The 26,462-nt window shown below is 63.8% G+C and carries 27 protein-coding genes and 1 pseudogene; 17 read left to right on the top strand and 11 right to left on the bottom strand.

Features of this window, described 5'->3' with window-relative positions; translation table 11 throughout:
* Positions 1 to 38: 38 nt before the first annotated feature.
* Entirely contained in the window at positions 39 to 251 is a 213-nt protein-coding gene (locus QX071_RS14010; RefSeq protein ID WP_315703304.1) for a hypothetical protein, read from the bottom strand.
* 249 nt (positions 252 to 500) lie between these two features.
* Here QX071_RS14010 and topA point away from each other — a divergent pair, with 249 nt between their 5' ends.
* From topA to QX071_RS13985, 5 genes and pseudogenes are all read left to right on the top strand, one after another.
* Positions 501 to 3,284, top strand: coding sequence for a type I DNA topoisomerase (gene topA / locus QX071_RS14005; protein WP_315703303.1), 2,784 nt, complete (start codon positions 501 to 503; stop codon positions 3,282 to 3,284).
* A gap of 4 nt (positions 3,285 to 3,288) precedes the next feature.
* Positions 3,289 to 5,676, top strand: a complete 2,388-nt coding sequence (gene rnr / locus QX071_RS14000; RefSeq protein WP_315703302.1) for a ribonuclease R — start codon at positions 3,289 to 3,291, stop codon at positions 5,674 to 5,676.
* Positions 5,664 to 6,119 carry a DUF983 domain-containing protein gene (locus QX071_RS13995; RefSeq protein WP_315703301.1) on the top strand — a complete coding sequence of 152 codons (456 nt, stop codon included), beginning with the start codon at positions 5,664 to 5,666 and terminating at the stop codon, positions 6,117 to 6,119. Before rnr ends, QX071_RS13995 begins: the two co-directional genes overlap by 13 nt.
* A 32-nt stretch (positions 6,120 to 6,151) precedes the next feature.
* Positions 6,152 to 6,910: an NUDIX domain-containing protein gene (locus tag QX071_RS13990; RefSeq protein ID WP_315703300.1), complete on the top strand. Its 759-nt coding sequence runs from the start codon at positions 6,152 to 6,154 to the stop codon at positions 6,908 to 6,910.
* 15 nt (positions 6,911 to 6,925) lie between these two features.
* Positions 6,926 to 7,239 (top strand): annotated as a pseudogene (locus QX071_RS13985) (hypothetical protein); the annotation flags it as partial.
* Here QX071_RS13985 and QX071_RS13980 read toward each other — a convergent pair.
* The gene (locus QX071_RS13980; RefSeq protein WP_315703299.1) at positions 7,201 to 7,800 is read right to left on the bottom strand and encodes a TetR/AcrR family transcriptional regulator; all 600 of its coding nucleotides are present in this window, start codon (positions 7,798 to 7,800) and stop codon (positions 7,201 to 7,203) included. The pseudogene QX071_RS13985 and the gene QX071_RS13980 overlap by 39 nt on opposite strands.
* Before the next feature lie 68 nt (positions 7,801 to 7,868).
* On the opposite strand from QX071_RS13980, the gene QX071_RS13975 reads away from it, so the two are divergent.
* Positions 7,869 to 8,651 (top strand): SDR family oxidoreductase, encoded by a 783-nt coding sequence (locus QX071_RS13975; protein WP_315703298.1) that lies wholly within the window; start codon positions 7,869 to 7,871, stop codon positions 8,649 to 8,651.
* A 122-nt stretch (positions 8,652 to 8,773) separates the two neighbouring features.
* Positions 8,774 to 9,709: an alpha/beta hydrolase gene (locus QX071_RS13970; RefSeq protein ID WP_315703297.1), complete on the top strand. Its 936-nt coding sequence runs from the start codon at positions 8,774 to 8,776 to the stop codon at positions 9,707 to 9,709.
* 257 nt (positions 9,710 to 9,966) lie between these two features.
* On the opposite strand, the gene QX071_RS13965 is transcribed toward QX071_RS13970, so the two are convergent.
* Both QX071_RS13965 and QX071_RS13960 read right to left on the bottom strand, forming a co-directional pair.
* Positions 9,967 to 10,161: a hypothetical protein gene (locus tag QX071_RS13965; RefSeq protein WP_315703296.1), complete on the bottom strand. Its 195-nt coding sequence runs from the start codon at positions 10,159 to 10,161 to the stop codon at positions 9,967 to 9,969.
* A 99-nt stretch (positions 10,162 to 10,260) separates the two neighbouring features.
* Complete coding sequence (locus QX071_RS13960) at positions 10,261 to 10,515, bottom strand: hypothetical protein (protein WP_315703295.1); 255 nt, start codon at positions 10,513 to 10,515, stop codon at positions 10,261 to 10,263.
* Positions 10,516 to 10,707: 192 nt separating this feature from the next.
* On the opposite strand from QX071_RS13960, the gene QX071_RS13955 reads away from it, so the two are divergent.
* The 3 genes from QX071_RS13955 (at position 10,708) to QX071_RS13945 (ending at position 13,971) form a co-directional block, all read left to right on the top strand.
* On the top strand, positions 10,708 to 12,033 hold the full coding sequence (locus QX071_RS13955) for an LLM class flavin-dependent oxidoreductase (protein ID WP_315703294.1): 1,326 nt from the start codon (positions 10,708 to 10,710) through the stop codon (positions 12,031 to 12,033).
* A 123-nt stretch (positions 12,034 to 12,156) separates the two neighbouring features.
* Positions 12,157 to 12,324, top strand: a complete 168-nt coding sequence (gene rpmG / locus QX071_RS13950; protein ID WP_008960778.1) for a 50S ribosomal protein L33 — start codon at positions 12,157 to 12,159, stop codon at positions 12,322 to 12,324.
* A 294-nt stretch (positions 12,325 to 12,618) separates the two neighbouring features.
* On the top strand, positions 12,619 to 13,971 hold the full coding sequence (locus QX071_RS13945; RefSeq protein WP_315703293.1) for a globin-coupled sensor protein: 1,353 nt from the start codon (positions 12,619 to 12,621) through the stop codon (positions 13,969 to 13,971).
* Positions 13,972 to 14,146: 175 nt separating this feature from the next.
* Here the strand turns inward: QX071_RS13945 and QX071_RS13940 are convergent, their stop codons facing one another.
* The 4 genes from QX071_RS13940 to QX071_RS13925 all read right to left on the bottom strand — a co-directional run bounded on the left by QX071_RS13940 (position 14,147) and on the right by QX071_RS13925 (position 17,477).
* Positions 14,147 to 14,671 (bottom strand): GNAT family N-acetyltransferase, encoded by a 525-nt coding sequence (locus tag QX071_RS13940; RefSeq protein ID WP_315703292.1) that lies wholly within the window; start codon positions 14,669 to 14,671, stop codon positions 14,147 to 14,149.
* Between the two features lie 121 nt (positions 14,672 to 14,792).
* On the bottom strand, positions 14,793 to 15,200 hold the full coding sequence (locus QX071_RS13935; RefSeq protein ID WP_315703291.1) for a DUF1127 domain-containing protein: 408 nt from the start codon (positions 15,198 to 15,200) through the stop codon (positions 14,793 to 14,795).
* Positions 15,201 to 15,682: 482 nt separating this feature from the next.
* Complete coding sequence (locus tag QX071_RS13930) at positions 15,683 to 17,101, bottom strand: PleD family two-component system response regulator (protein ID WP_315703290.1); 1,419 nt, start codon at positions 17,099 to 17,101, stop codon at positions 15,683 to 15,685.
* A 10-nt stretch (positions 17,102 to 17,111) separates the two neighbouring features.
* Positions 17,112 to 17,477, bottom strand: a complete 366-nt coding sequence (locus tag QX071_RS13925) for a response regulator (RefSeq protein WP_315703289.1) — start codon at positions 17,475 to 17,477, stop codon at positions 17,112 to 17,114.
* 217 nt (positions 17,478 to 17,694) lie between these two features.
* Here QX071_RS13925 and QX071_RS13920 point away from each other — a divergent pair, with 217 nt between their 5' ends.
* Entirely contained in the window at positions 17,695 to 17,994 is a 300-nt protein-coding gene (locus QX071_RS13920) for a DUF3572 domain-containing protein (protein ID WP_315703288.1), read from the top strand.
* The gene (locus QX071_RS13915) at positions 17,973 to 19,298 is read left to right on the top strand and encodes a DNA polymerase IV (protein ID WP_315703287.1); all 1,326 of its coding nucleotides are present in this window, start codon (positions 17,973 to 17,975) and stop codon (positions 19,296 to 19,298) included. Before QX071_RS13920 ends, QX071_RS13915 begins: the two co-directional genes overlap by 22 nt.
* An 85-nt stretch (positions 19,299 to 19,383) precedes the next feature.
* Here the strand turns inward: QX071_RS13915 and QX071_RS13910 are convergent, their stop codons facing one another.
* Positions 19,384 to 20,241 (bottom strand): cell envelope integrity EipB family protein, encoded by an 858-nt coding sequence (locus tag QX071_RS13910; protein ID WP_315703286.1) that lies wholly within the window; start codon positions 20,239 to 20,241, stop codon positions 19,384 to 19,386.
* A gap of 248 nt (positions 20,242 to 20,489) precedes the next feature.
* Here QX071_RS13910 and QX071_RS13905 point away from each other — a divergent pair, with 248 nt between their 5' ends.
* From QX071_RS13905 to QX071_RS13890, 4 genes are all read left to right on the top strand, one after another.
* Complete coding sequence (locus tag QX071_RS13905; protein ID WP_315703285.1) at positions 20,490 to 20,957, top strand: RidA family protein; 468 nt, start codon at positions 20,490 to 20,492, stop codon at positions 20,955 to 20,957.
* Between the two features lie 26 nt (positions 20,958 to 20,983).
* Complete coding sequence (locus QX071_RS13900; RefSeq protein ID WP_315703284.1) at positions 20,984 to 21,736, top strand: glycerophosphodiester phosphodiesterase; 753 nt, start codon at positions 20,984 to 20,986, stop codon at positions 21,734 to 21,736.
* 101 nt (positions 21,737 to 21,837) lie between these two features.
* Entirely contained in the window at positions 21,838 to 23,049 is a 1,212-nt protein-coding gene (locus QX071_RS13895; protein WP_315703283.1) for a GNAT family N-acetyltransferase, read from the top strand.
* A 66-nt stretch (positions 23,050 to 23,115) separates the two neighbouring features.
* Positions 23,116 to 23,541, top strand: coding sequence for an HIT family protein (locus tag QX071_RS13890; protein ID WP_315703282.1), 426 nt, complete (start codon positions 23,116 to 23,118; stop codon positions 23,539 to 23,541).
* A 107-nt stretch (positions 23,542 to 23,648) separates the two neighbouring features.
* Here QX071_RS13890 and tsaA read toward each other — a convergent pair whose 3' ends face one another.
* Together tsaA and QX071_RS13880 are read right to left on the bottom strand one after the other, a co-directional pair.
* The gene (tsaA, locus tag QX071_RS13885; RefSeq protein ID WP_315703281.1) at positions 23,649 to 24,143 is read right to left on the bottom strand and encodes a tRNA (N6-threonylcarbamoyladenosine(37)-N6)-methyltransferase TrmO; all 495 of its coding nucleotides are present in this window, start codon (positions 24,141 to 24,143) and stop codon (positions 23,649 to 23,651) included.
* Between the two features lie 102 nt (positions 24,144 to 24,245).
* On the bottom strand, positions 24,246 to 25,316 hold the full coding sequence (locus tag QX071_RS13880; protein ID WP_409977515.1) for a transglycosylase SLT domain-containing protein: 1,071 nt from the start codon (positions 25,314 to 25,316) through the stop codon (positions 24,246 to 24,248).
* A 152-nt stretch (positions 25,317 to 25,468) separates the two neighbouring features.
* On the opposite strand from QX071_RS13880, the gene QX071_RS13875 reads away from it, so the two are divergent.
* The gene (locus QX071_RS13875) at positions 25,469 to 26,401 is read left to right on the top strand and encodes a glycine/sarcosine/betaine reductase selenoprotein B family protein (RefSeq protein WP_315703279.1); all 933 of its coding nucleotides are present in this window, start codon (positions 25,469 to 25,471) and stop codon (positions 26,399 to 26,401) included.
* The last annotated feature ends 61 nt before the right edge of the window (positions 26,402 to 26,462 follow it).

Raw genomic sequence — 26,462 nt, 5'->3', positions numbered from 1 at the left:
CCGAGTTGAAGGCATACCGCGTTCAGGGGAGGCACAGCTCAGGATAAGGTGCGGCGATCGCGACGCCGCCAATGTTCCTCCGCCTCCAAGCGGGCCATGCGCAATATATAATCAAGCATGTCGAGGTCGTGGCGACGTGCCAGCCGCGCCAAGCTCTCCGTCGTTTCCGCAATGAACGCGATCGCCTCGTCCACTCCGATCTCTTCCACGCCTTCATGGGAAGAGCGCCGTCCTGCGCCGGTGGATGACATGTTTCGCTTTCGCGCTGATTTAATCAAATTGATCAAATTACGTGCATCGTTGTAAAAGTACTCCTGGTGCGAGCGTAACTCCAGGGCACCTCTCTGCAACCCTGCTTATACGTCGGTAGCCTTCTCGCCCCGGCTTTCAACACGCTTCGATTTGACAGGAACCGTCTCACCACCCATGTTCGGGTCAACGAGGCCTTTGGCGAATCCGCGAAACTGGCTTCAATCTTTCCCGTAAGCTACTGGAACTGCATGAATATCGTCATCGTGGAGTCGCCGGCGAAAGCCAAGACGATCAATAAATATCTGGGCTCCTCCTATGAGGTTTTGGCCTCTTTCGGCCATGTCCGCGACCTCCCGGCAAAAAATGGATCCGTCGATCCCGACCACAATTTTCGGATGATCTGGGAGGTCGATCCCAAGGCCGCCAGTCGACTGAACGAGATTGCCAAGTCGCTGAAGGGAGCGGAGCGGCTGATTCTCGCCACCGACCCTGATCGCGAGGGCGAGGCGATCTCCTGGCACGTGCTGGAGGTCCTGAAGGAAAAGCGCGCGCTGAAGGATCAGAAGATCGAGCGCGTGGTGTTCAACGCCATCACCAAGCAGGCCGTCTCCGAAGCCATGAAGCATCCGCGCCAGATCGACGGCGCGCTGGTCGACGCCTATATGGCGCGCCGTGCGCTGGATTATCTGGTCGGCTTCACCCTTTCGCCGGTGCTGTGGCGCAAGCTCCCCGGCGCGCGCTCCGCTGGGCGCGTGCAGTCGGTGGCGTTGCGGCTGGTCTGCGACCGCGAGATGGAGATCGAGAAGTTCGTTCCGCGCGAATACTGGTCATTGATCGCGACGCTGGCGACGCCCCGCGGCGAAACCTTCGAGGCGCGTCTGGTCGGGGCCGACGGCAAGAAAATCCAGCGCCTCGATATCGGCACCGGTGCCGAAGCCGAAGACTTCAAGCAGGCGCTGAACGCGGCGACCTTCACCGTCACGTCCGTCGACGCCAAGCCCGCACGGCGCAATCCGCAAGCGCCCTTCACGACTTCGACGTTGCAGCAGGAGGCGAGCCGCAAGCTCGGCTTTGCGCCGGCGCACACCATGCGCATCGCGCAGCGGCTCTATGAGGGCATCGATATCGGCGGCGAGACCACCGGCCTCATTACTTATATGCGAACCGACGGCGTGCAGATCGCACCCGAGGCGATCACGCAGGCGCGCAAGGTGATCGGCGAGATCTACGGCAACGCCTATGTGCCGGACAGCCCGCGCCAGTACCAGACCAAGGCCAAGAACGCGCAGGAAGCGCACGAAGCCATCCGCCCGACGGATCTGTCGCGCCGCCCGGCCGACCTGCGCCGGCGGCTCGACGACGATCAGGCCAAGCTCTATGAGCTGATCTGGACCCGCACCATCGCCAGCCAGATGGAATCGGCGGAGCTCGAGCGCACCACGGTCGACATATCAGCCAAGGCAGGTTCGCGCGCGCTGGAGCTGCGCGCCACCGGCCAGGTGATCAAGTTCGACGGCTTCCTGGCACTGTACCAGGAAGGCCGCGACGACGAGGAGGACGAGGACAGCCGCCGTCTGCCGCAGATGAGCCAGGGCGAGCCGTTGAAGCGGCAGGACCTCTCCGTCACCCAGCATTTCACCGAACCGCCGCCGCGCTTCTCGGAAGCTTCGCTGGTCAAGCGGATGGAGGAGCTCGGCATCGGCCGGCCCTCGACCTATGCCTCGATCCTGCAGGTCCTGAAGGACCGCGGCTATGTGAAGCTGGAGAAGAAGCGTCTGCACGGCGAGGACAAGGGCCGCGTCGTGGTCGCGTTCCTGGAGAACTTCTTCCGCCGCTACGTCGAATACGACTTCACGGCCGATCTCGAGGAGCAGCTCGACCGCATCTCCAACAACGAGATCTCCTGGCAGCAGGTGCTGAAGGATTTCTGGCGCGACTTCATCGGCGCCGTCGACGACATCAAGGATCTGCGCGTCGCGCAGGTCCTGGACTCGCTCGATGAGATGCTGGGTCCGCACATCTATCCGCCGCGCGCCGATGGCGGCGATATCAGGCAATGCCCGACCTGCGGCACCGGACGGCTGAACCTGAAGGCCGGAAAGTTCGGCGCCTTTGTCGGCTGCTCGAACTATCCGGAGTGCCGCTATACACGGCCGCTCGCCGCCGACAGCGAGGCTGCGGCCGATCGCGTGCTCGGGCAGGACCCGGAGTCCGGTCTGGACGTCACGATCAAGGCCGGCCGCTTCGGCCCCTATATCCAGCTCGGCGACCAGAAGGATTATGCGGAAGGCGAGAAGCCCAAGCGCGCGGGCATTCCCAAGGGCACGCAGCCGTCCGACGTCGACCTCGAGCTCGCGCTGAAGCTGCTGTCGCTGCCACGCGAAATCGGCCGGCATCCGGAGACGGGCCTGCCGATCACCGCAGGCATCGGCCGCTTCGGCCCGTTCGTGAAGCACGACAAGACCTATGCGAGCCTGGAAGCGGGCGACGAGGTGTTCGACATCGGCCTCAACCGCGCCGTCACGCTGATCGCCGAGAAGGTCGCCAAGGGTCCAAGCAAGCGCTTCGGCGCCGATCCCGGCAAGGCGCTCGGCGACCATCCCTCGCTCGGCGCTGTTGCCGTGAAGAGCGGGCGTTATGGCGCCTATGTCACGGCCGGCGGCGTCAACGCGACGATCCCCGGCGACAAGGACAAGGATACGATCACGCTGCCCGAGGCCATTGCGTTGCTCGATGAACGGGCCGCGAAGGGTGGCGGCAAGGCTGCGAAAAAGGCCAAGACGCCAGGGAAGACCGCAGCCAAGGCCGCCAAATCCAAGGCCGCCGAGGCCGAAGGAGAGGATGGCGACACGCCAAAGCCTGCGAAGAAGCCAGCCAAGAAAGCAGCGGTGAAGAAGGCCGCAGCCAAATCGAACTCAGAGTCCACCAGCAAGGCGCGCGCGCCGGTCGGCAAGGCCGTCAAGACCTCGGCCAAACCGTCCTCCGGCGCGAAGGCGCCTGCGAAGAAAAGCGCCGGCAAGGCCCGCGGATGAGAAAATGAGCCAAAAGCGCGACATCGGCTTCCCTTCGCGGGAGGCCATCGTCGCCTTCATCCGCGCCAATCCGGGCAAGGTTGGCACCAAGGAAATCGCGCGCGAATTCGGCCTGAAGAATGCCGATCGCGCCGAGCTGAAACGAATTTTGCGCGATCTCGTCGATCAGGGCGCCGTCAAGAAGAGCGGCCGACGAGCGATCACGGAGGCCGCGTCCCTGCCGGCGACGCTCATTGCCGACATCACCGGTCGTGACAGCGACGGCGAACTGATCGCCACCCCGGCCGAATGGGACGAGGCCGAACAATCCGAACCACCGCGCATCCGCATTCACACGCCGCGCCATGCCCGCCCCGGCGCCACCGCCGGGGTCGGCGACCGCGCGTTGTTACGGATCGACTCCAGCGAAACCGCCGAAGGCGTGTCCTATCGGGGCCGCGTCATCAAGGTGCTGGATCATGCCAAGCATCGTGTGCTCGGCATCTTCCGCGCATCGCCCGGCGGCGGCGGCCGGCTGATCCCGGTCGACAAGAAGCAGGCCGGACGCGAGCTCAGCATCGCCCCCGCGGACAGCCGCGAGGCCAAGGACGGCGATCTCGTCAGCGTCGACCTTTTGCGCGGACGCGGTTTCGGTCTGCCCGCCGGCCGCGTCAAGGAGCGCTACGGCTCGATCGCGACGGAAAAGGCGATCAGCCTGATCGCGATCCACGCGCATGAAATCCCGCTCGATTTCTCACCCGCTGCAGTGCAGGAGGCCGAGGACGCCCAGCCTGCAAGCTTGAAGGGACGCGAAGACTGGCGCGAGCTGCCGCTGGTCACCATCGATCCGCCCGACGCCAAGGACCACGACGACGCGGTCCACGCCGAGCCTGATCCCGATCCGAACAACAAGGGCGGCTACATCGTCCATGTCGCCATCGCCGATGTCGCCTATTATGTACGGCCAGGTTCGGCGCTCGACCGCGACGCGCTTCGGCGCGGCAACTCGGTCTATTTCCCCGATCGCGTCGTGCCGATGCTGCCGGAGCGCATCTCCAACAATCTCTGCTCGCTGGTGCCGGGCGAGCCGCGCGGCGCGCTCGCGGTGCGCATTGTGCTCGGCGCCGACGGCCGCAAGCGTTCGCATACTTTCCATCGCGTGTTGATGCGCTCGGCGGCCAAGCTCGCCTATGCACAGGCGCAAGCGGCGATCGACGGCAGGCCGGACGACGTCGCCGGCCCCCTGCTCGAGCCGATCTTGAAGCCCCTTTACGCCGCCTATGAGGTTGCCAAGCGCGGCCGCGACGCCCGCGATCCGCTCGATCTCGATCTTCCCGAACGCAAGATCCTGTTGAAGCCCGATGGCACGGTCGACCGCGTCGTCGTGCCGGAGCGGCTCAATGCGCATCGGCTGATCGAGGAATTCATGATCCTCGCCAACGTCGCAGCGGCGGAAATGCTGGAGAAGAAATCGCTGCCGCTGATCTACCGCGTGCATGACGAGCCCGCGGTCGAGAAGGTCCACGCTCTGCAGGAATTCCTGAAGACGCTCGATGTCCCCTTCGCCAAGTCCGGCGCGCTGCGTCCGTCATTGTTCAACCACGTGCTGACCCTGGTGGCGGGGCAGGACTACGAGCAGCTGGTCAATGAGGTGGTGCTGCGCTCGCAGGCGCAGGCGGAATATTCCGCCGAGAATTACGGGCATTTCGGCCTCAACCTGCGCCGCTATGCGCATTTCACCTCGCCGATCCGCCGCTATGCCGACCTTGTCGTCCATCGTGGATTGATCCGGGCGCTGGGCCTCGGCGATGGCGCCCTGCCCGACAGCGAGACGGGAGATCATCTCGCGGAAGTCGCCGCGCAGATTTCGGTGACCGAGCGCCGTGCCATGAAGGCCGAGCGCGAGACCGCCGACCGTCTCATTGCGCATCACCTCGCCGATCGCGTCGGCGCCACCTTCCAGGGCCGTATCTCCGGCGTCACCCGCGCCGGCCTGTTCGTCAAGCTCAACGACACCGGAGCCGACGGGCTGGTGCCGATCCGCACCCTCGGCACGGAATATTTCGATTACGACGAAACGCGGCACGCGCTGATCGGCCAGCGCAGCGGCGCCATGCACCGGCTGGGTGACGTCGTCGACGTGCGTCTGGTAGAAGCTCAGCCCGTGGCCGGCGCCCTGCGGTTCGAACTATTGACCGAGGCCGACGTGCTGGTCCCGCGCCATCGGCGGCGTGAAGGTCCCAAGGCGCGCGAGAGCGTCAGAGGCAGGCTGAAATCGGAAGCCAAAAAGGGCAAAGAGGCGACATCGAAGCGCGCGAAGGCTGGGACACGGACCAAACGTCAGAAAAACGCGAAGCCGAAGACTAAACGCAAGTCCGGCACATCGAAGAAAGGCAAATCATGGACGCCATGAGCACGACCCCGAAGAGCGTGCGCCCGACGACCTGGACGCGCGACACCGGTCTGGTCGAGACGCGCGACGTCTGGAGCGCGATGAAGCGCGGCTGTCGCGGCCGTTGCCCGCGCTGCGGCGAAGGCAAGCTGTTTCGCGCCTTTCTCAAGGTCGCCGACAGCTGTGACAATTGCGGCCAGGATTTCTCCGGCCATCGCGCCGACGACCTGCCGGCCTATCTCGTGATCGTCATCGTCGGTCACATCGTGGTGCCGCTCGCGCTCTATATCGAAACCAATTATTCGCCCCCGGTCCCGCTGCAGCTGGCGATCTATCTGCCGCTGACGCTGTTCGCCTCGCTGGCGCTGCTGCAACCCGTCAAGGGCACCGTCGTCGGCCTGCAATGGGCCTTGCGCATGCACGGCTTCGACGACAATCCCGCGGAAGGCATCCCGCCGGTGTGAACGGCCAACAAACGAATGGAAATGGGGAGGACATGAGCGAGACGGCACAGACCACGGGAGCGCCGGCGGGCAAGCCCGCCGAGAAGGAGGCCGATCATCATCCCTACACCAAGCCGAGGGACGCGGCGACGCTGATCCTGATCGACCGCAGCGGACATGCGCCGAAGGTGCTGGTGGGCAAACGCCACGACAAGGTGGTGTTCATGCCCGGCAAGTTCGTCTTCCCCGGTGGACGCGTCGACAAGACGGACCATCGCGTGCCCGTGGCGGCTCCTATTCCGCCGGAGCTACAAGCCAATCTGTTCAAGGGACGGCCGCAGACGAGCGTATCGCGCGCGAAGTCGCTCGCCGTCGCCGCCATCCGCGAGGCCTGCGAAGAGACGGGCCTATGCCTGGGGCGGCGGATCGACGGCGCGCTGCCGACACTCGATGGGCCCTGGGCCCCATTTGCTCAAGCGGGCCTGCTGCCCGATCCGTCCAGCCTGTTCCTGATCGCGCGCGCAATCACTCCGCCCGGCCGCATCAAGCGTTTCGATACCCGCTTCTTCACGGCGGACGCCTCCTCGATCACCCATCGCGTCGAGGGTGTGGTGCATCCGGATGCCGAGCTCGTCGAGCTCGTGTGGGTCGAGCTCGGCTCGAAACCCCTCGCCGATCTGCACCCGATGACGAAGAATGTGCTCAACGAACTGGAGCGGCGCCTTGCCACCGGTCCGCTGCGCCACGATGCGCCGGTGCCATTCTTCCACTTCTACAGCGGCAAGATGCACAGGGACGTGCTGGGCGCGTAGACGTCAGTCTCCATCGACGCCGGGGTCCGCCTCGGCGAGCAAGTCGCGAAGGACATGATCGCAGTGCGGATCGGCCAAGACTTCCGCGGGCGGTGGTGGCTATGGGCTGGGCTCGGACTTGCCTGCCTCCCGAGGAACAGGTCAAGGCCGAGGTCGCGCGCAGGGGCGTCTTCGCGCGTGCTGGAGGATTGGTGCCCACCAATTTCCGGCTATCACTTGCATTGACCGAGCCGCAGGCAGCAGGCGCAGGCATTCGCTTACTTGTCGAAGCGCTCCGATATCGGCAACTCTCAGGGCTCCGCGCCGAGAAAGGCGCGGGTCGCCTGTAGGATTTCGTCCGACAGCTCTTCTGAATCGGAGATGCGCGCGAGCAACATCGCCCCAATCATCGCTGCCCAACTGCCGATGGCCGCGACACGCTTCTGGTGCGGATCGTCACCAGGCGCCGAGGCTATGAATTGTTCGATCTGCCGTCGCATCTCCTCGGTCAGGACGCGGCGTGTGGGCGCCGGCGCCCGCGACATCTCGGGCCCGAGCGCCGCGAAGACGCATCCCGCCCCCGCCGCATCCCGATGTTCTGGCCGCAGATACGCGCGGGCGAAGCCACGGACATCCGTCGGCAGCAAGGGTTGACGATTGCTGGACTCGAAAATGTCCGCCAGGGCCTCGGTCACGAGCTCCTGTTTACTCGCGAAGTGCCTTGGAAAGCCGCCGTGCGTCAGTCCCGCTGCGTCCATGATCTCCGCGACGGTAACACCGTCAACTCCCTTTTCCCGGAACAACTTAGCGGCCGAGTTCACGATCGCCCGCCTGCTCTCCGCCTTCTGCTCCCGGCTTCTCGCCAAAATAAATCTCCCCCAGTTCAAAAAAATGTAGATGACAACCATCATCTTTGCAATTAGATGATGATCGTCATCTACATTTGGGGACAGATGGCCCCTCCCATGGAGAAGAAGACATGTCCACTGCACTCATTACTGGCGCCTCCAGCGGCATCGGCGCCGTCTATGCGCGGCGCCTTGCCGCGCGCGGCCATGACCTCGTCCTCGTCGCTCGCGCGACGGAGCGAATGGCGGCCCTTGCGGCGGAACTGCACAAGGCGCACGGGATTGCCGTCGAAGTCCTGACAGCGGATTTGACAGATGCCGCACAGCTGCAAATGGTGGCGAACCGGCTGCGTTCGGGCAGCCCAGTCGAGATTCTGGTCAACAACGCTGGCGCGGCGCTGCTCGGCCCGTTCGAAGCGGCGGATCCCGCCGCTATGGAGCAACTGCTCAAGCTCAATGTGACTGCGCCGACCCTGCTGGCTTCGGCGGCGATCGGGGGCATGGTGAAACGCGGAAGCGGCGCCATCATCAATCTCGGTTCGGTGGTGTCGTTCATGCCCGCGTTTTTCCCGGGGATTTATTCGGCAACCAAGTCTTACGTGCTCACCTTTTCGCAGGGGCTGGCGGCCGAGGTCGGGCCTAAGGGCGTCTACGTCCAGGCCGTGGTACCGGCGGCAACCAGGACCGAAATCTGGGAACGGGCGGGTGCCGATCTCTCGAAAATTCCCAATCTCATGGGCGTCGAGGACCTGGTCGACGCGGCGCTGGTCGGCTTCGATCGGCGCGAAGCCGTGACGATACCGCCCCTTTCGGACCTTGGCCTCTGGGAGGCGTTCGAGGGCGCACGCGCGGTTCTGCCCTCAGGTTTGGGTGCGCAGCCCGCCGAGCGCTACCGCGCGTGCGCCAGCGCCTAGTCCCAACGCTCCGATCGGTCGGCGATACCGGCCGATCGGTACTCCAGCCTCATCTCGAAACGCGTAACCATCCCGTCGATCCAGCCAGCAGCCTCGATGCTGCCTTAGCAGGAATTACGGACATGAACTCTCAATCTCGTCGCACGATGATCACTGCCGGAGCGCTGGGCGCTGCGGCACTTGCGTTGCCGCTGAAGGCGCAGGCCGCCGCCAGTTCGGTGACCGCCCCCACCCAGTTCGTCGACGTTGGCGGACGCCGCCTCGCCTATCGATCCGTCGGTACGGGCAAGCCGCTGGTCCTGTGCAACCGCTTTCGCGGCGTCCTCGATCTTTGGGATCCCGCCTTCATCGACGGATTGGCCGCACAGGGCTTTCAGGTCGTAACCTTCGACTATTCAGGTCTTGGCCAGTCGACTGGCGAAAAATCCTACAATCCGATGTCGCTCGCCAAGGATGGCAAGGATCTCATCGAGGCACTCGGCCTCAAGGACGTCGCGATCGGTGGATGGTCGATCGGAGGGATCGCCGCGCAGATCTTGCTGGCAATGACCGGTCCGATGGCAAGTCATGTGGTTCTGTTGGCCACGACGCCTCCGGGCCCGCTGGTCAAGACGGGCGAGCAACTCTTCTATGATACCGCGGCAATCCCCGGCATCGCATTGGAGCAGTTCACGACTGTGTTCTTCGAACCTGCGGACGCAGGCAGCCGGGCGGCTTCAAAGCGCTCGTTCGATCGCATTATGGCGCGAAAGCAGGACCGCAGCCCCGACGTTCCGGCCGACTGGGCCATGGCGCAGATCGGCAACACGCCGCGCAATCCTGTGTTTCCGTCAGACCAGATTTTGCAGCTCTTGAAGACGACGTCGGTTCCAATCCTGCACCTGGGAGCCGACCACGACATCGTGTTCCCGATCGAGAACTGGTACGCGTTGAATCGACAACTGCCGACCCTTCATCTGATCACCTATGCGCGAGCCGGACACGGGCCGCATCATCAATATCCAGACGAGGCTTCCGCCCAAATCGGCGCTTTCGTCAAGGCCACCAGCAAGGGCTGAACTTTTTCGAGATCGCGGAGCGAGGGCAGTCGCACGAAGGGCGATAACCGCCAACTGCTCCCTCTCTTCCGCAGCATGAGTTTGCGTGCAAAGGACGATGTCCACGTCTCTTCTTCGCGATTGTCGATCAGTCTCAAATGACGTATCCGTGGCGGATTGGACGACGACCGCTTCGGCAAATACGCCATTCCGAGTATTCGGCGTCAGTCGTTCTTCCACTTCCGACGGCGGCAAGATGCAAGGACGTGCTGGCATAATCAGCCGTCGACATCGTCCGCATCAGGCTCGGTATCGACAAAGTCCTTAACCGGGATTTTGAGCGCGCCGGCGAACTGCCGCGCCAAGGCGTTTGCGTCCTCGCAACGGCTGAAACCGCGCACATTGAGCGGCTCAGCGCCTTTGCCGCCGCACAAATTGACTTCGTACACCGCGTGCGTTGGCGTCGCCATCATCGGTAATGCTGATCAGCTTGTAGTTCGAGAGCCGTCGGACACTCCGAAGCTGGAATGGCCCGAAACTCCTCGAGATGACGATTTCGCCAGCGCTCGGACTCACCGTGGCGCCCCGCGAAACGTCGCAATAAGGAGACCCGGAATGATGACCGCGAGGCCAAGTCCGGCAAAAATGGCGATTGCTGCCCAATCTCCCCCGGGATAGCTGGGGCTTGCCAGCACCTCGCCAAGACCAACCGCCACATTCCAAAGCAGGTAGCAGCCGGCCGCAATCAGCGGCAAAGCGATCGCCCGCCCAAGCAAAGGCATCGGTAGTTCGAGGCGAATGATGTCAGCTTCCGCTGCAGCTGCCATGAGGTACTCTCAGTGACTGGGCAGTTTGTCGGCGACTCCGCTGGACGGTTCGATGCATCGGACATGTTCGACCAGGGGAACGATATTCCCCATACGGAATGCAAATGGCAACATTCCTCCCCGAGACGGCCGATGACTCACGAACCAAACGTTCCCATGTCTTTGCAAATAACATCCAGGAAAGTGCAGCCTATGGCCCCACGTCAACTCAAGCTCGGCGCCTTCATGCGCCCGGTCTCGATTCACACCGCCGCCTGGCGTTATCCTGGAGCGTGGCCTGACGCCAATTTCAACTTCTCCCATCTGAAGCAGCTGATCCGCAAGCTCGAGGCCGGCAAGTTCGACGCCTTCTTCATGGCCGACCATCTGGCCGTACTGAACATGCCGATCAATGCGCTGAAGCGCAGCCACACAGTGACCTCGTTCGAGCCGTTCACGCTGCTCTCGGCGCTGTCGGCCGTCACCGAGAATATCGGCCTGATCGCGACCGGCTCGACCACCTTCGACGAACCCTATCACGTCGCGCGCCGCTTTGCCTCGCTCGACCATATCTCCGGCGGCCGCGCCGGCTGGAACATCGTCACGACGTCCAATCCGGACGCCGCGCTGAACTTCGGCCTCGACGATCACATGGAGCATGCCGAGCGCTACAAGCGGGCGCGGGAGTTCTACGACGTCGTCACCGGCCTGTGGGATTCCTTTGCCGATGACGCCTTCGTGCGCGACGTCGACCAAGGCCTGTATTTCGATCCCGCCAAGATGCATGTGCTCGATCACAAGGGCAAATATCTGAAGGTCCGCGGGCCGCTGAACATCGCGCGCCCCGTGCAGGGCTGGCCGGTGATCGTGCAGGCCGGCGCCTCCGAGGACGGCAAGCAGCTCGCGGCCGAAACCGCCGAAGCGGTCTTCACCGGCGGCGGCAACCTCGCCGACGGAAAGACGCTCTATGCCGACATCAAGGGACGGATGGAGAAGGTCGGCCGCGATCCGGAGCATCTGAAGATCCTGCCCGGCGCCTTCGTCGTGGTCGGCGACAGTGTCGATGAGGCCAAGGAGAAACGCGCGAAGCTGGACAGTCTGGTGCATTACGACAGCGCCATTGCTTCGCTGTCGGTGATCCTCGGCACCGATGCATCCGGCTTCGATCGTGACGGGCCGCTGCCGCCGATCCCGGAGACCAATGCATCCAAGAGCGGGCGCCAGCGCATGGTCGATCTCGCCGCCCGCGAGAACCTCACGGTGCGCCAGCTGGCCCAGCGGGTCGGCGGCTACGGCGGATTGTCGTTCGTCGGCACGGCCAAAACCATCGCCGACCAGATGGAGGAATGGCTGACCAGCCGCGGCAGCGACGGATTCAACATCATGTTCCCATATTTGCCCCAGGGGCTCTACGACTTCGTCGATAAGGTGATTCCCGAACTCCAGCGGCGCGGGATCTTCCGTAAAGAGTATGAGGGGCCGACGCTGCGGGAAAATATCGGCCTGCCCCGGCCGAAAAACCGCTTCTTCGAGGGCTAAAGGCCGGAGAATCCGGCCCGGAAACCTTGACTTTGGAGGCTGGCTGGGTAGGTTGCCCGCCAACTGCGCCCCCTCTTTGGCCGGCGCCCACTCCCACCGATTCCGTCCACAAAGGTTCAAGTCATGGCCAAAGCGGTCACCATCAAGGTCAAGCTCGTGTCGTCGGCCGACACCGGCTTCTATTACGTCGCCAAGAAGAATTCGCGCACCATGACCGAGAAGATGGTCAAGAAGAAGTATGACCCGGTTGCGCGCAAGCACGTCGAATTCCGCGAAGCCAAGATCAAGTAAGATCGCGGGTATCTGCCGACTTTGACGGGGCCTTCAAGGCCCCGTTTTTATTTGGGTTTTGACCTTTGGTCGCTTGGGCTCGACGGATCACGATCAGAGACGCCCGAACGGCACCGCATCCACAGCGTCGGCCCTTCCCCGCTCACCATCTAGCCTACCCCGCCACCAGATAATAATACCGGAGCCTCTCTCCGCTTAGGGAAACGTCAACCAAACATTTGCAATTCACGCTTAGCACCATAGGGGCCCTGATAGGGGCGGCCTGCTGTTTTGCTTTGACCGATGGATTCGCCGATGAACGACACAAATGCCATTTTGTCCCGCCTCGATTTCATCGGTATCGATAACGCCACCCGCGAAGCTCTACGCGAGCTGCGCCCGCTGATCGGCCGCGTCCTGCCCGGCATCCTCGACCAGTTCTACGCCCACGTCACCAAGTACCCCCAGCTCGCCAAGCTGTTTCCCAACCCGGCCGTCATTCGCCACGCCAAGCAGGCTCAGATCGATCACTGGAGCTCGCTCGCGGCCGCCAAATTCGACGACGCCTATGTGCAGTCGGTGACGCGGATCGGCATGACGCACAACCGTCTCGGCATCGAACCGCGCTGGTATATTGCCGGCTATTCGATGATCGTAACCGGTCTGCAGAAAGCCATCGAAACCGAAATGGCAAACGGCTGGTTCGCCGGTCAAGGTGCGCGGGAGAAGAAGGCGGTGCTGCAGGCGGCGATCACGCGCGCGGCCATGCTCGACATGGATCTTGCGATCTCCGTGTATCTCGACGCCGCCAAGCAGGAACAGCACCTTGCGGTCCGCAAATTGGCGGACGAGTTCGAAGCCACCGTCGGACAGATCATCAACAAGGTCTCCACGGCCTCGCATGAACTCGAGGCGTCCGCCACCACGCTGAGCAAGACCGCGGAGAACACCCAGGTGCTGTCGTCGAGTGCGGCTTCCGCCTCGACCGAAGTCTCGACCAAGGTGCAGTCGGTCGCCTCCGCCACGGAAGAGATGGCCTCCTCCGTCAACGAGATCGGCCGGCAAGTCACCGAGTCGACCGGCATCGCGGAGGAAGCGGTGCGACAGATCGAGCAGACGGATGCCGGCATCAGCGAGCTTTCCCGCACGGCCGAGCGGATCGGCGACGTGCTCAAGCTGATCACTTCGATTGCGGCCCAAACCAATCTTCTCGCGCTCAACGCGACCATTGAAGCCGCCCGCGCCGGCGACGCCGGCCGCGGCTTTGCCGTCGTCGCGTCCGAGGTCAAGGCGCTGGCCTCGCAGACCGCCAAGGCGACCGAGGAGATCGGCCAGCAGATCGAGGGCATCCAGAGCGCCACGCAGACTTCGGTCGCCTCCATCAAGCGGATCGGCGGCACGATCAAGCAGATCTCGGAGATCGCCGCCGGCATCGCCGCGGCCGTGGAGCAGCAGGGCGCGTCCACCGGACAGATCTCCCGCAACGTGCAGGACGTCGCCAGCGGCACCAGCCGCGTCGCCAGCAACATCGGCGACGCCAGTCAGGGTGCCAGCGCGACCGGCAAGGCATCCGCGCAGGTATTGGCCGCAGCGCACTCGCTCTCTAAGGACAGCAGCCTGCTCAAGGACGAACTCGAGAAGTTTCTCAAGGGCGTGCGCGCGGCGTAATAGCCCTTCATCCGGACACATCGACAGCCGGCCGGGAATTGGTCCCGCGCCGGCCGTTTTGTATCGACGGCCCAGGGCCAGAGCCGCATCGCAGCCGCCACGGCCGCTGCGGCGAGTTTGACGCGCGAACCAGCCCGTGGGGCGGATTCCACAACGATTGTAGAAGAGCGGCGGATCACGCTTCGCTGATCCGCCCTGACTGACTGAAGTCGAGCGCCATATGTGCTTCGTCGTAATATTTTTCGCCAAGCTTTGAGGCTTTCGGCTCCATACCGAATTCCACGAAACCTACACTCTCATAGAGCCTCCGGGCAGGTCGATTATCCCTGACGACGGTCAATTGGATCAGTTCAACTTTCTCGCGCGCGACATCCAGCACGGCGCTCACCAACAAGCGTCCGACGCCGATGTTCCTTGAGCTCGGTCGAACATACATCCCCCAAAGCCTGCCCTTATGGGCGTGCTTCTGCCCCTGCTGAACAGCGAAACCGGCCGTTCCGACAAGTTCGTCATCTCGAAACGCACCCATGACGTGTGAGTTTTCAAGTCGGCTCGCAAACCACGGCACGTCGAGCTTATCTTCAAGCGCAAGGGTGCTCCCCAACGCTTCCGGGTTCACCGTCAGTGCCTCCAAGCGAATGGCTCTGAACGAATTCGCGTCGTCTGGCCTTAGGCGTCGGATCATGACATCGGCGCTCATGGACACGCTCTCTCTACGTGACATCTCATTTTCTTGAAGCGCGTTGCGGGCCCAAATCGCTCGCAACGCACATGTCCGCATATGACGGCGCCAAGTCAAACGCGCGGCGACTTGCCATCAGCTACATCACACCTCGGGACAGCAACAGATACGTCGTGCTGTCCTTGAGCCTCTCAATCGCTTGGTGAGCGGCGATGGAGTCGATGTCACCTTGTGTCAGGCCGATATCCATCAACTGTCTCTCACTCAGCTCAAGCAAGCTCGCTCTCCCCCTCCGGCGCCGGCGACCTTCCTGAAACGCGCGCCAGTATCGCTCGAGCAAGCTGAACAGACTCCGCGTCGATGCGGCCGGTGGTCCGGCAGCGTCCTTTTCCGACAAGGCGTCTCTCAGCGCGGCAATGGACGCATCGGAGCGCGCCGCTGCCAAAGCGTGGCCTGCGGCGTTTCTCGTCAGCGCGATGGGATCGAGGCCGAGCCCTGCGGCATTGGGCTCGATCTCGGACCTGCTGTTCGTCTGTTGGGGTGGCATCGGATGCTCCTGCTGTTGTGCCGGCAGAGAGCGTGGCCAAACAAAAGGCCCCGTCCGATGCCGGCGGGGCCTGGTGAAAAGATCGCGTCGTCGAATTCCTAGCGCACGACTCCTTCCACGGCCCAGCGAGAGCGGGTCATGTGTTTACGGGTACGATTGCGCACGACGTTGATCATGCTACATGCATACCACGGAGGTCGTGCAAGATCAAGGCACGTACCGCGTTGCTCGCCAGGAGCTCTCCCGAGCCGACGTGAAGTCGTCTTCAGACGTTCCGTCTCGAAGAGGGAATGAACTTCAAAGCTCGATCGCAAAATGCGTTGCGAGGACGAGATTTATGTCGGGATGTTTCTTACAACAAACTCGCTGTCATTCCGCGCGCGACAAAGTCGTGAGCGCCCCGGAATGACAGGTGGAGAGAGATGCGCGCACGCATCGCCGTCGGCGCTCGCGGCAACCGGGCCGCAGCACCGCCCTGCCCCTCAGCGGCTTCGTCCGGCCACCTGCGGCAGATAGCTCGCCTGGTTCGGCGGCGCGATGGTGACGACGCGATTGCGGCCGTCGTGCTTGGCCCGATAGAGCGCCGTATCCGCACGCTTGAGCACGTCGCTGATCGGCTCGCCCTTGTGCTCGAGCGTGGACAGTCCGATCGAGACCGTCACGTCGATGCGCTTCACGCCCTTATGGACTGCAAACGGCTCATTGGCGATCGACCGGCGCAGCCGCTCCGCGACCATGCCCGCGACATGCAGATCGGTCTCCGGCATCACGATCACGAACTCCTCGCCGCCATAGCGGCAGGCCAGATCGATGCCGCGGATCGAGCGGCGTACGCGCATGGCGAATTCGCGCAGCACGTCATCACCGGCATCGTGACCGTAAGTGTCGTTGATGGCCTTGAAGAAGTCGATGTCCAGCATCATCAGCCCCAGGGGCTTGCCGCGGCTTGCCGCCTGCTCCGCGAGCGTGGCGAGATGCGTTTCCATGTAGCGACGGTTGTGCAGCGAGGTGAGCCCATCCGTGATCGCCATCTCGATCGAGTTCTGCACATTGTCGCGCAGATGATCGGTGTAGCGGCGCCTGCGGATCTGGGTGCGTGCCCGTGCCATCAGCTCGTTCTTGTCGACCGGACGCAACAGATAATCGTTCACGCCGATCTCGAGCCCGCGCAACAGGCGCGTGTTGTTCTCCGCTTCCGTCAGGGCCAGGATCGGAACATGGCGGGTCCGCTCCAGCGAGCGGATCTGGCTGCACAGCCTCAGACCATCGAAGTTGTCGAGATCGAGCGAGACGATGACGAGATCATAGTTGCCGTCGGCGGCGTTGAACACCGCCTCCGCCGGATTGGGCTCCACGTCGACCGTGTGCTCGGTCGCAAGCAGCGGGGCCAAGCGCTCATAGGACGACGGCCGGTCATCGACCAGGAGCACCCGCCCGCCGCGTCCGGTATCGGCGACCGCATTGCGCTCCGGCGCCTGCACGCCGATCTCGAGCGAGGTGAGCGCGCGCATGCGCAACTCATCGGTCATCATCTTCAGCCGCGTCAGCGACCTGACACGCGCGATCAAGACGACGTCCGAGACCGGCTTGGTGAGGAAGTCGTCGGCGCCGGCCTCTAGTCCGCGGACACGATCCGCGGGACTGTCGAGCGCGGTGATCATGACCACCGGGATGTAATGCGTCACCGGGTTCGTCTTGAGCCTGCGACAGACCTCGAAACCGTCCATGTCCGGCATCATTACGTCGAGCAGGATGATGTCGCACTCGGCGCGTTGACAGATCTGCAGCGCCTCGGCGCCATTGGCCGCGGTCAGCACGTCGAAATATTCGGCAGACAGCCGTGCTTCCAATAGCTTCACGTTGGCCGGGACGTCGTCGACCACAAGAATACGCGCGGACATCGAAGACTCCCTACCCGATAAATCGTCGCACAGTTTCAATGAATTTTCCGACCGAGATCGGTTTTGAAAGATAGGCCTCGCATCCGCCCTCGCGGATGCGCTCTTCGTCGCCCTTCATCGCAAATGCCGTGACGGCGACCACCGGGATCGAACGCAGCTCCGGATCATCCTTGATCCAGCGCGTCACTTCGAGGCCGGAGACCTGAGGCAGCTGAATATCCATCAGGATCAGATCGGGGCGCGTCTTGCGGACGATGTCGAGCGCCTCCACACCGGAGCTGGTGCCGGCGGTCTGATAGCCATGCGCTTCCAGAAGATCGCGGAAGAGCTTCATATTGAGCTCGTTGTCCTCCACGATCAGGACGGTCTTTCCCATCCGTCCCTCCCATTCATTGACACCGGCCTGCCCTCCGGCGGACGCCCCTGCCCGCCGTGTCATCTAATTCAAACTCGCCCTAGATTCGCGTAAAGCCGTTAAAGTTGATCATCCATCTTCGGGAAGATGGTTTCCACTTGCTTGAACAGATTCCGAAGACTCGGGCATGATGATCGCAAAGTAGAGACGAGAAGTTAACGGAAAGGCAAATCGGCCGTTGAAAAAGCCTGTTCAGAATCCCCGCGAAGTGGCTGAAATCGTTGCGGTTCAGGCCCTTTCCTTCCTGGCGGGGGAACCCGAGCGCCTGGGCCGGTTCCTGGCCGACACCGGCATCGGCCCGGAGACGCTGCGCTCGGCGGCGACCGACCCGAATTTCCTCGTCAATGTGCTCGATTTCGTTTTGCGGGACGACGAGAGCGTTAAGGCTTTCGCGGCCGCCTCCAAGCTTCATCCGACCAACATCATGGCGGCGCGGGAGGTATTGGGGGACCGCAAATGGGAGCGCGACGTGCCGTGAGCGCCCCCCCGCCGGATGCAGGACCGCGCGCGGCAACCGGGCCGGCCTGCTTCTGTCGGGACTGTCTGAGCGATCTCGACGCACAGGCCAGGCGCTGTACCGCGTGCGGCTCACCGCGCCTGGTCCGGCATCGCGCGCTGCCCGCGCTCACGCTCGCCCATATCGATTGCGACGCGTTCTACGCGACGGTCGAGAAGCGCGACAATCCTGAGGTCGCCGATCGGCCCGTCATCATCGGCGGCGGCAAGCGCGGCGTGGTTTCGGCGGCGTGCTACATCGCGCGGACCTACGGAGTCCGCTCGGCGATGCCGATGTTCAAGGCACTCGAGCTCTGCCCGTCTGCGGTGGTGATCCGCCCCGACATGGCAAAATACGTCCGCGTCGGCCGCGAGGTGCGACAGGCGATGCAGGCCCTGACGCCGCTGGTCGAGCCATTGTCGATCGACGAGGCATTCCTGGATTTGTCCGGGACCGAACGCGTCCACGGCATGATCCCGGCCAAGGTGCTGGCGCGCTTTGCCCAGGAGGTGGAGACGAACATCGGCATCACGGTCTCGGTCGGGCTGTCCTGCAACAAGTTCCTGGCCAAGATCGCGTCCGATCTCGACAAGCCGCGCGGCTTCGCCACGTTGGATCAGGAACAAGCCTGCGACATGCTCAAGGACAAGCCGGTCGGCTTCATCTTCGGCGTCGGCCCCGCCACCCAGGAGCGGCTGGCGAGCCGTGGCTTTCGCACCATCGCCGACCTGCAGCGGGCCGATGAGATCGAGCTGATGAAGCAGTTTCCGAGCGACGGCCGCAGGCTCTGGCGCCTGGCGCGCGGCATCGACGACCGCAAGGTCGTTGCCGATCGCGGCGCCAAAAGCATTTCCAGCGAGACCACGTTCGAGGATGATATCCGCGATTACGCCACCCTGGAAAAGCTGCTGTGGCGGCTTTCAGAGAAAGTCTCGCACCGGCTGAAGGCGAGCGATCTGTCCGGCTGCACCATCACCTTGAAACTGAAGACGGCGGATTTCCGCCAGCGCACCCGTTCGCAATCCGTGGGCGCACCGACCCAGCTGGCCGGCAAGATCTTTGCGGTCTGCCGCGACATGCTGGCGCGCGAGACCGACGGCACCGCCTTCCGTCTGATGGGCGCCGGCGTCAGCGCGTTGCGACCGGGGTCGGAAGCCGCTGATGCCGACATGCTCGACCGCCGCTCGGCGCAGGCCGAGCGCGCGATGGACGCCTTGCGCAAGAAATTCGGCCAGAGCGCCGTGATCCGCGGCATCGCCTACGACGGCCCGGAAAAGACCGGCTGAGGCGGGATCGTAACCGAAGCGCGCAGGCCCGCCAAAGACGTCACATCGAAGCCGGAAAGGCCAAGAGACCGACGACTCGACGACGTCAGTTGCTGCAGGGCTTGGCGTCCTTGTTGTCCTTGATGTCGAACTTGCTCACCGCGCCGGCAATGACGAAATCATTGTAGTCGAGCACCAGCGAACGCGACACGCCATTCTCGTACAGCTCGAACGACATTGAATAGATCGGCGTCTGTTCGCCTTCCGTCTTCTTCGCCTCGTTGTCGTAATAGCTCACGGTAACCGGCCAGCGGGTCAGCCCCTTCATCTGCTCGCTCGCAGTCGCTGGATCAGGCGCGGAAACCGCCTTGTCGGCGGGAATCGGCTGCCCGATCACGGACAACGTATTGTAGACCTTCTCGCCATTGTCCGAGCCGTCGTAGACGGTGAGTTCAAGCAACGATTTACCCTCGCGAGCCGCGGCAATGATGCGCTGGATCTGCTCGGTCGGAAACACCGTCTTGCCGTCGAGCGTGAAGGTCTTAGGCTCCGGCTGCTTCAATTTGACCGTGATATGATCACCGGTGCGCTCGGCAATGCCATCGACCGGATTGGAGTCGGTGTCGTTGGTCCGCGAGTCGATCTTGAACCGGTAGCTCTTGCCGGCGCCGTCCTCCCACGCCGTCGAGCGCAAATCGCTCAACGTCACCTTGCCTTCACCGACGTCGAGTTCGGAGACCTGGCGGAATTCGGAGGTGTAACCCTCGCAGGCATTGCCCGAGAAATTGTAAAGGATCCGGCCGCGCGCGCTGTTGATCGGGCTCGATCCGCGCGACTTCACCAGGCTCAGATCGTAGAGCGCCTGATGCGGCAGGAACGGCGCTCCGGCCGCGGCCTGCGCCGAGCCGAAGGACATTGCGGCAATAGCCAGCGCACCGATCGCCGGTCGAAACGAATGAGCCATGTGAGTCTTTCCAAGGCCGATAAAAGAACCGTCACATTAGAGATCGTGGCATTGCGTCGCAACTGGGGCTGCCTCACGTAAACGTGCGAATGATCCAGTCGCACGCGGACCGCGACTGGAGGCGCTGCTGCAGATTTCGGCAGCTGGTTATGGCTCTGCGGCCGACTTGCAAGTGACGGTGCGATACGCCAAAGAAAGCCGCCGGTCCGACCGTCGGATCGGCCATTCATGACCAGACGGGGATATCCATGGCGGGTACGGTTGAACAGAATTTGGCGGCTCAGGGCATCACCTTGCCTCAGCCCGCGGCGCCGGTGGCGAATTACGTCCCCTTCGTCCGATCAGGCAATCTGCTGTTTGTCTCGGGCCAGGTCTGCTTCGGCGCAGACGGCAATCTGATCGCCAAGGGCAAGCTCGGCGCTGGCGTCTCGGTGGAAGACGGCGCGGCGGCCGCCCGCGGCTGCGCCATCAACCTGCTGGCCCAGGTGAAGGCTGCGGTCGGCGACCTCGAGAAGGTCGTGCGCGTGGTTCGGCTCGGCGGCTTCGTCAACTCGGCGCCGGATTTCCTGGACGGCCCGAAAGTGCTGAACGGCGCCTCGGACCTGATGGTCGCCGTGTTCGGCGACAAGGGCCGCCATGCCCGCACCACCGTCGGCGTCGCCGCGCTGCCGGCCGATGCGGCGGTGGAAGTCGAAGGCGTGTTCGAAATCGCCTGAAGCTTGGCAGAGCGGACGGGGCCAACATGCGTGCACCTGACTGGCTGACCGCCCGCCCCGTCGCCCATCGCGGGCTGCATGACATCGCCCGCGGCGTGGTCGAGAACATGCCGGCCGCGGCGCGCGCCGCAGTGGCCGGCAATTTCGCCATCGAATGCGACATCCAGTTGTCGGCCGATGGCGAGGCCATGGTGCATCATGACCATGAGCTCGGCCGGCTCACCGAGGGCTCCGGCTATCTGATCGAGAAGACCGCAGCCGAGCTGCAAGCGCTCCCCTTCAAGAACACCGGTGAGCGCATGATGACGCTCGCCGATCTCTGCAACCTCGTCGCCGGCCGCGTGCCGCTGGTCATCGAGGTGAAAAGCTTTTTCAACGGCGATCGCCGCCTGGTGAAACGGATGGCCGAGGTGCTGGCCACCTATTCGGGTCCCGTGGTGGGGATGTCCTTCGACCCGGACCAGGTGATGGCGCTGCGCGAGATCATGCCGAAGCTGCCGCGCGGCATCGTCGCCCAGCGGAACTATGAGGACGGTTACTGGAACAAGCTGACGCGTGAGCAGCGCGACAGCATGCTGCATCTGAAGCACGGGTTCCGCACTCAGCCGCATTTCGTCGCCTATTGGGTCAATCAGCTGCCGGCGCCCGCGCCCTGGATCGCGCGCAATGTGTTCGGCTGCCCGCTGCTGGCCTGGACGGTGCGTACCCCGGAGCAGCGCCAGGCCGCCGCCCGCTACGCAGATCAGATGATTTTCGAAGGCTTTGTGCCGGAGGCTTGAGAGCGACCTTGCAGTTGCTGCTGCGATGCACGATCTTAAAGCGAGGGGCCTGACGGGAAGCGCTCGTCCCTCCACCTCTTCCAAGGGCTTCCAAGGGTTCGATGGCATCATCTGAGATCACGCTCGAAGCTCTGCCCGGGATTGGCGAGATTCCGGCCGCCGACTGGGACGCCTGCGCCAATCCGCGAGGTCCGGCAAAGCTGCCGAGTTCGTGCGACGATCTCAGCCAGTCCTATAACCCTTTCGTCTCGCACGCATTTTTGTCTGCTGCCGAAGCCTCCGGCTGCGCCACGATCCGCACCGGCTGGGCGCCGCGCCATCTCGTGGCCAAGGTCAACGAGCGGATCGTCGGCATCGTGCCCTGCTATCTGAAATCGCACTCGCAAGGCGAATATGTCTTCGACCGCGGCTGGGCGGATGCCTATGAGCGCGCCGGCGGCCGCTATTACCCGAAGCTGCAGGTCTCGGTTCCGTTCACCCCGGCCACAGGTCCCCGCCTCATGATCCGTGCCGGCGAAGACCGGGCCCAAATCGGCAATGCGCTCGCGCAGGGGCTGATTGCGCTATGCGGGATCAGCGAGGCCTCTTCCGTCCATGTCACCTTTGCCCGCGAGCATGAATGGGAGCTGCTGGCACGGCAGGGTTTCCTGCAGCGCACGGACCAGCAGTTTCACTGGCACAACGAGGGCTTCGCAACCTTCGACGATTTCCTGGCGACGCTGAATTCCCGCCACCGCAAGGCGATCAAGCGCGAGCGGCGCGACGCACTGGCGAATGGAATCACGATCCACCGGCTGACCGGCAAGGACATCACGGAAGAGGCCTGGGACGCCTTCTTCGACTTCTATATGGACACCGGCTCGCGCAAATGGGGCCGCCCCTATCTCAACCGGAAATTCTTTTCGCTGATCGGCGCGAGCATGGCCGACGACGTGCTGCTGGTGATGGCCAGACGCGAGGGCCGCTGGATCGCAGGCGCGATCAACTTCATCGGCTCCGACACGCTGTTCGGGCGCAATTGGGGCGCGATCGAGCACCACCCGTTCCTGCATTTCGAGGTCTGCTACTATCAGGCGATCGAGTTTGCGATTGAGCGCCGGCTCAGGGTCGTGGAAGCCGGCGCGCAGGGCGAGCACAAGATCGCCCGCGGCTACCTGCCGCAGACCACCTATTCCGCCCACTTCATCGCCGATCGCGGCCTGCGCCGCGCCATCGACGATTATCTGAAGCGCGAGCGCGCCTATGTCGACGAGGTCGGCCGCGAGCTCACCGAGGCCGGGCCGTTCCGCAAAGCGATGGACGAGCCGTCCTGACCGGCCCTTGACCTTTGGCGGACGGCGAGGAAAGTAGCGCCGTCCGAGGAGCCCCGAGGTGCAGCAATGACCGCCTATGATCCCAACAATCCGTTCGCAAAAATCCTGCGCGGCGAATTCCCCAGCTACAAGGTCTATGAGAACGACCATGTGCTGGCCTTCCTCGACATCATGCCGCGCGTGCCCGGCCACACGCTGGTGATCCCGAAGGCCCCTGCCCGCAACATCCTCGACATCACCGAAGAGGATTATCTCCATGTGGCGCGCGCGACCCGCAAGATCGCTCGCGCCGCCAAGTCGGCATTCAATGCCGACGGCATCACCATCCAGCAGTTCAACGAGCACGCCGGCGGCCAGGTGGTGTTCCACCTGCATGTGCATGTGATGCCCCGCCATACCGGCGATTCCCTGCTGCCGCCCGCGAGCCGCAAGGAAGACCCCAAGGTGCTGGAAGAGCACGCGGCGAAGTTGGCAGCGGCCCTGAAGGGCTGATTACTGCTGCTTCCGTCATTGCGAGCGAAACGACGCAATCCTGAGCCAAACGAAGATTCTGGATTGCTTCGGCGCATGCGCGCCTCGCAATGACGGTGTCGCGCTTGCTACTTGCCGCCGACACCCACCACCTGCTGCTGCGAGAGCGGCGAGAACACGCAGCGGTCCGGCTTGATGTCGAGCAGCGGCGTCTCGTCGAGGCAATCGAGCCCACGCACCAGCACCGTATTGCCTTCGAGGGCGACGAACTTCACCGTTGAGGTCCCGATCGGGTTGGGCCGCACTGGCGACCGCAGCGAGAAGGTGCCGCGGGTCTTCTCGTCGTGATGTTTCGGGCTCTGCAGCACGAGATCGCGGCGCGAGCGGTGCAGCCAATAGATCACCTCCAGATGGGTGTAGAAGTCGACGCCCTTCAGCGCCGGCACCCACGGCTCGAAGATTTCGAGCCGGCACACCGGCCCCTCATGGCTGCCCTGCCGTGGCGTCTCCAGCCTGGAGGTCCAGGGCGTGCGGATCCGTCCGATGAAATAGAGCTGGGCATCGTGCGGCGGCGGCGCCTCGACGGTGACTTCCCCCGGGCGAAGATCGGTCTCTGTGGTCATCAGCAAGGTCCAATTGTCTGGCGCGGAGTCTACCCAATTGCCCGGACACCGCAATTGCGCTCGCGCAATCTCACCGCCCCCATCGGCCGCCGAGGCTGGTCGTCACACGCCTCTGTTGCGCAGCACGAAGCAGGCGCCACGGGCGCGGCGGATGCGGTTGCAGAGGTCGTCGGCCTCAGCGCGCGTGTCGGCGCCGATCCGCACCTGGTAGAACGGATGGGAGCCGCGCGAGCGCATCACCGACGACAATAGACTTGGATCGCGGTCGCCGATGATCGCGCTGAGTCCCCGGATGGCGCGGGCATACATCGCCAACGCCTTGTTGCGGTCGAAGCCGGCGGCGAGCTGCACGCCCCAGAGCTTGGCCGCGGCCAGCGCGACGTGCTGTTCGAGCTGGGTGACGAACGGATTCGGCGCGCGCTTGAGCAGCGCCATCAGCTGATGACAGGAGGTGGGTGGCGAGTTCGGTGGCGGCTTGCCGCCCTTGCCCGCCGTGGCCCAATCGTCGATCGTCGTCCCGGTAATGGCCGAGACGTAATTGCGCGTCTCATAGGGCATCTGGCCCTTGCCGGCGAGCCAGTCCTGCACCCGGCGCGGGCCGGCATTATACGCCGCTGCGGCCAGCCCGAGATTGCCGAACTGGTCACGCAGCTCGGCCAGGAATTGAGCCGATTTCGGCAGCGCCTGCACTGGATCGAACGGATCGAGCAGCCGCCGCTCGTCCGCTGTCCCCGGCATGAACTGCGCGATGCCCTGCGCGCGCTGGCCATTGCGGGTGACCGGCCCCTCCGCGTCCGCCTGGAAGCGGCTCTCCTGCCAGATCACGCGGGCGAAGAATTCGAGCGGCAGGTTGTTCGCCCGGGCCGCGGATTCGATCATCAGGCAGATGGCTTCGCGGGTGTCGCTTTCTCTCGGATCCTCCCGCTTGGGCTCCGTGGCTTGCGCGGCGGCCCCGGCAGGGGCCGGAGGCGCGGCCTTCTCCTCCGCCTTCTCCTGGGGCGCATCCGGCTTCGCGTCATCCTTGGCCGGCTGAGCGGAGCTTGGCGACGAAGCCTGTGGCGCGGGCGGCGGCTCGGCGACCGGCGGCTTGGCCGTCTCTTCGGCCAATGCAGCAGCTGGCGCTGCGAACGCCAGGCAGAGGCCCATACAGAAGAGGCGGATTGCGGCAAGCATCTGCAAAGGTTGCATGATCCAGTCGGAACCGGTCGGCGTTCCCTCCCCTCAAAGCGTGAGGCCGCTGCATGTTCCTCGACGCGGCAGCTTGACACACCGCGTCCAACGTCAGCAATTTCACGCAACGACTATTTTACCGAGGAACGTCAGGCATGACAGACGCCGATGATCGGTTCGGCTTCGCGCCGGACGACGATGTGCCGCTGCCCTATATGGCGCGTACGCGCGACTACTATCTCGCAATCGGCTATGACACGCCCTATCGGTGGGCGCACTACACATCCGCGCCATTCCAGCCCTTGAAGAAGCCGCTCCGCCAATCGCGCGTCACCATCGTCACGACGGCGGCGCCTTACGATCCCGCCAAGGGCAATCAAGGCCCCGGTGCGCCATACAATGGCGGCGCCAAGTTCTACTCGGTCTATGATGGCGATACGTCGAAGACGCATGATCTGCGCATTTCCCACATCGCTTATGACCGCGTGCACACCTCGGCCGAGGACTCCGGCACCTGGTTTCCGCTGCCACAGCTGATGCGGCTCGCCCGCGAGGGCCGCATCGGCGAAGTCGCGCCGCGCTTCTTCGGCGCACCGACCAACCGCAGCCATCGCGCCACCATCGAGACCGATGCGCCGGAGATCCTGGCGCGCTGTCGTGCCGACGACGTCGATGCCGTCGTGCTGGTGCCGAACTGCCCGGTGTGTCACCAGACCGTCAGCCTGGTGGCGCGGCATCTGGAAGCGAACGGCATCGCCACCGTCATCATGGGCTGCGCCAAGGACATCGTCGAGCACGTCGCGGTGCCGCGCTTTCTGTTCTCGGATTTTCCGCTCGGCAATTCCGCCGGCAAGCCGCACGATGCCGCCTCGCAAGCCCTGACGCTCGAGCTGGCCTTGCAGCTCTTGGAAAGCGCACCTGGCCCGCAAACCACCATGCAGTCGCCGCTGCGCTGGAGCGAGGATGCCGGCTGGAAGCGGGACTACAGCAATCCCGCGCTGCTGAGCCCGGAGGAATTGGCGCGGCGGCGCGCCGAATTCGACGCGCAAAAGGCCGTGGCCAAGGGATTGCGCGAGGGCAACAGCTAACAGAATTCCCAGAGAACTCCCTTTCCGATAGGGCTTTGTCCTTGCCCCGCCTCCCCGGTTG

This window comes from Bradyrhizobium sp. SZCCHNS1022, from assembly GCF_032484835.1.
Classification (GTDB): domain Bacteria; phylum Pseudomonadota; class Alphaproteobacteria; order Rhizobiales; family Xanthobacteraceae; genus Bradyrhizobium.
The sequence above is the reverse complement of the archived record's forward strand: the minus strand, read 5'-3'. Positions and strand labels throughout refer to the sequence as shown.

What these genes read in the sequence shown, in the direction of transcription:
- QX071_RS14010 (WP_315703304.1), bottom strand. Translation starts at nt 251, where the DNA reads ATGTCATCCACCGGCGCAGGACGGCGCTCTTCCCATGAAGGCGTGGAA.
- topA (WP_315703303.1), top strand. Translation starts at nt 501, where the DNA reads ATGAATATCGTCATCGTGGAGTCGCCGGCGAAAGCCAAGACGATCAAT.
- rnr (WP_315703302.1), top strand. Translation starts at nt 3,289, where the DNA reads ATGAGCCAAAAGCGCGACATCGGCTTCCCTTCGCGGGAGGCCATCGTC.
- QX071_RS13995 (WP_315703301.1), top strand. Translation starts at nt 5,664, where the DNA reads ATGGACGCCATGAGCACGACCCCGAAGAGCGTGCGCCCGACGACCTGG.
- QX071_RS13990 (WP_315703300.1), top strand. Translation starts at nt 6,152, where the DNA reads ATGAGCGAGACGGCACAGACCACGGGAGCGCCGGCGGGCAAGCCCGCC.
- QX071_RS13980 (WP_315703299.1), bottom strand. Translation starts at nt 7,800, where the DNA reads ATGATGGTTGTCATCTACATTTTTTTGAACTGGGGGAGATTTATTTTG.
- QX071_RS13975 (WP_315703298.1), top strand. Translation starts at nt 7,869, where the DNA reads ATGTCCACTGCACTCATTACTGGCGCCTCCAGCGGCATCGGCGCCGTC.
- QX071_RS13970 (WP_315703297.1), top strand. Translation starts at nt 8,774, where the DNA reads ATGAACTCTCAATCTCGTCGCACGATGATCACTGCCGGAGCGCTGGGC.
- QX071_RS13965 (WP_315703296.1), bottom strand. Translation starts at nt 10,161, where the DNA reads ATGATGGCGACGCCAACGCACGCGGTGTACGAAGTCAATTTGTGCGGC.
- QX071_RS13960 (WP_315703295.1), bottom strand. Translation starts at nt 10,515, where the DNA reads ATGGCAGCTGCAGCGGAAGCTGACATCATTCGCCTCGAACTACCGATG.
- QX071_RS13955 (WP_315703294.1), top strand. Translation starts at nt 10,708, where the DNA reads ATGGCCCCACGTCAACTCAAGCTCGGCGCCTTCATGCGCCCGGTCTCG.
- rpmG (WP_008960778.1), top strand. Translation starts at nt 12,157, where the DNA reads ATGGCCAAAGCGGTCACCATCAAGGTCAAGCTCGTGTCGTCGGCCGAC.
- QX071_RS13945 (WP_315703293.1), top strand. Translation starts at nt 12,619, where the DNA reads ATGAACGACACAAATGCCATTTTGTCCCGCCTCGATTTCATCGGTATC.
- QX071_RS13940 (WP_315703292.1), bottom strand. Translation starts at nt 14,671, where the DNA reads ATGAGCGCCGATGTCATGATCCGACGCCTAAGGCCAGACGACGCGAAT.
- QX071_RS13935 (WP_315703291.1), bottom strand. Translation starts at nt 15,200, where the DNA reads ATGCCACCCCAACAGACGAACAGCAGGTCCGAGATCGAGCCCAATGCC.
- QX071_RS13930 (WP_315703290.1), bottom strand. Translation starts at nt 17,101, where the DNA reads ATGTCCGCGCGTATTCTTGTGGTCGACGACGTCCCGGCCAACGTGAAG.
- QX071_RS13925 (WP_315703289.1), bottom strand. Translation starts at nt 17,477, where the DNA reads ATGGGAAAGACCGTCCTGATCGTGGAGGACAACGAGCTCAATATGAAG.
- QX071_RS13915 (WP_315703287.1), top strand. Translation starts at nt 17,973, where the DNA reads ATGGGAGCGCGACGTGCCGTGAGCGCCCCCCCGCCGGATGCAGGACCG.
- QX071_RS13910 (WP_315703286.1), bottom strand. Translation starts at nt 20,241, where the DNA reads ATGGCTCATTCGTTTCGACCGGCGATCGGTGCGCTGGCTATTGCCGCA.
- QX071_RS13905 (WP_315703285.1), top strand. Translation starts at nt 20,490, where the DNA reads ATGGCGGGTACGGTTGAACAGAATTTGGCGGCTCAGGGCATCACCTTG.
- QX071_RS13900 (WP_315703284.1), top strand. Translation starts at nt 20,984, where the DNA reads ATGCGTGCACCTGACTGGCTGACCGCCCGCCCCGTCGCCCATCGCGGG.
- QX071_RS13895 (WP_315703283.1), top strand. Translation starts at nt 21,838, where the DNA reads ATGGCATCATCTGAGATCACGCTCGAAGCTCTGCCCGGGATTGGCGAG.
- QX071_RS13890 (WP_315703282.1), top strand. Translation starts at nt 23,116, where the DNA reads ATGACCGCCTATGATCCCAACAATCCGTTCGCAAAAATCCTGCGCGGC.
- tsaA (WP_315703281.1), bottom strand. Translation starts at nt 24,143, where the DNA reads ATGACCACAGAGACCGATCTTCGCCCGGGGGAAGTCACCGTCGAGGCG.
- QX071_RS13880 (WP_409977515.1), bottom strand. Translation starts at nt 25,316, where the DNA reads ATGCTTGCCGCAATCCGCCTCTTCTGTATGGGCCTCTGCCTGGCGTTC.
- QX071_RS13875 (WP_315703279.1), top strand. Translation starts at nt 25,469, where the DNA reads ATGACAGACGCCGATGATCGGTTCGGCTTCGCGCCGGACGACGATGTG.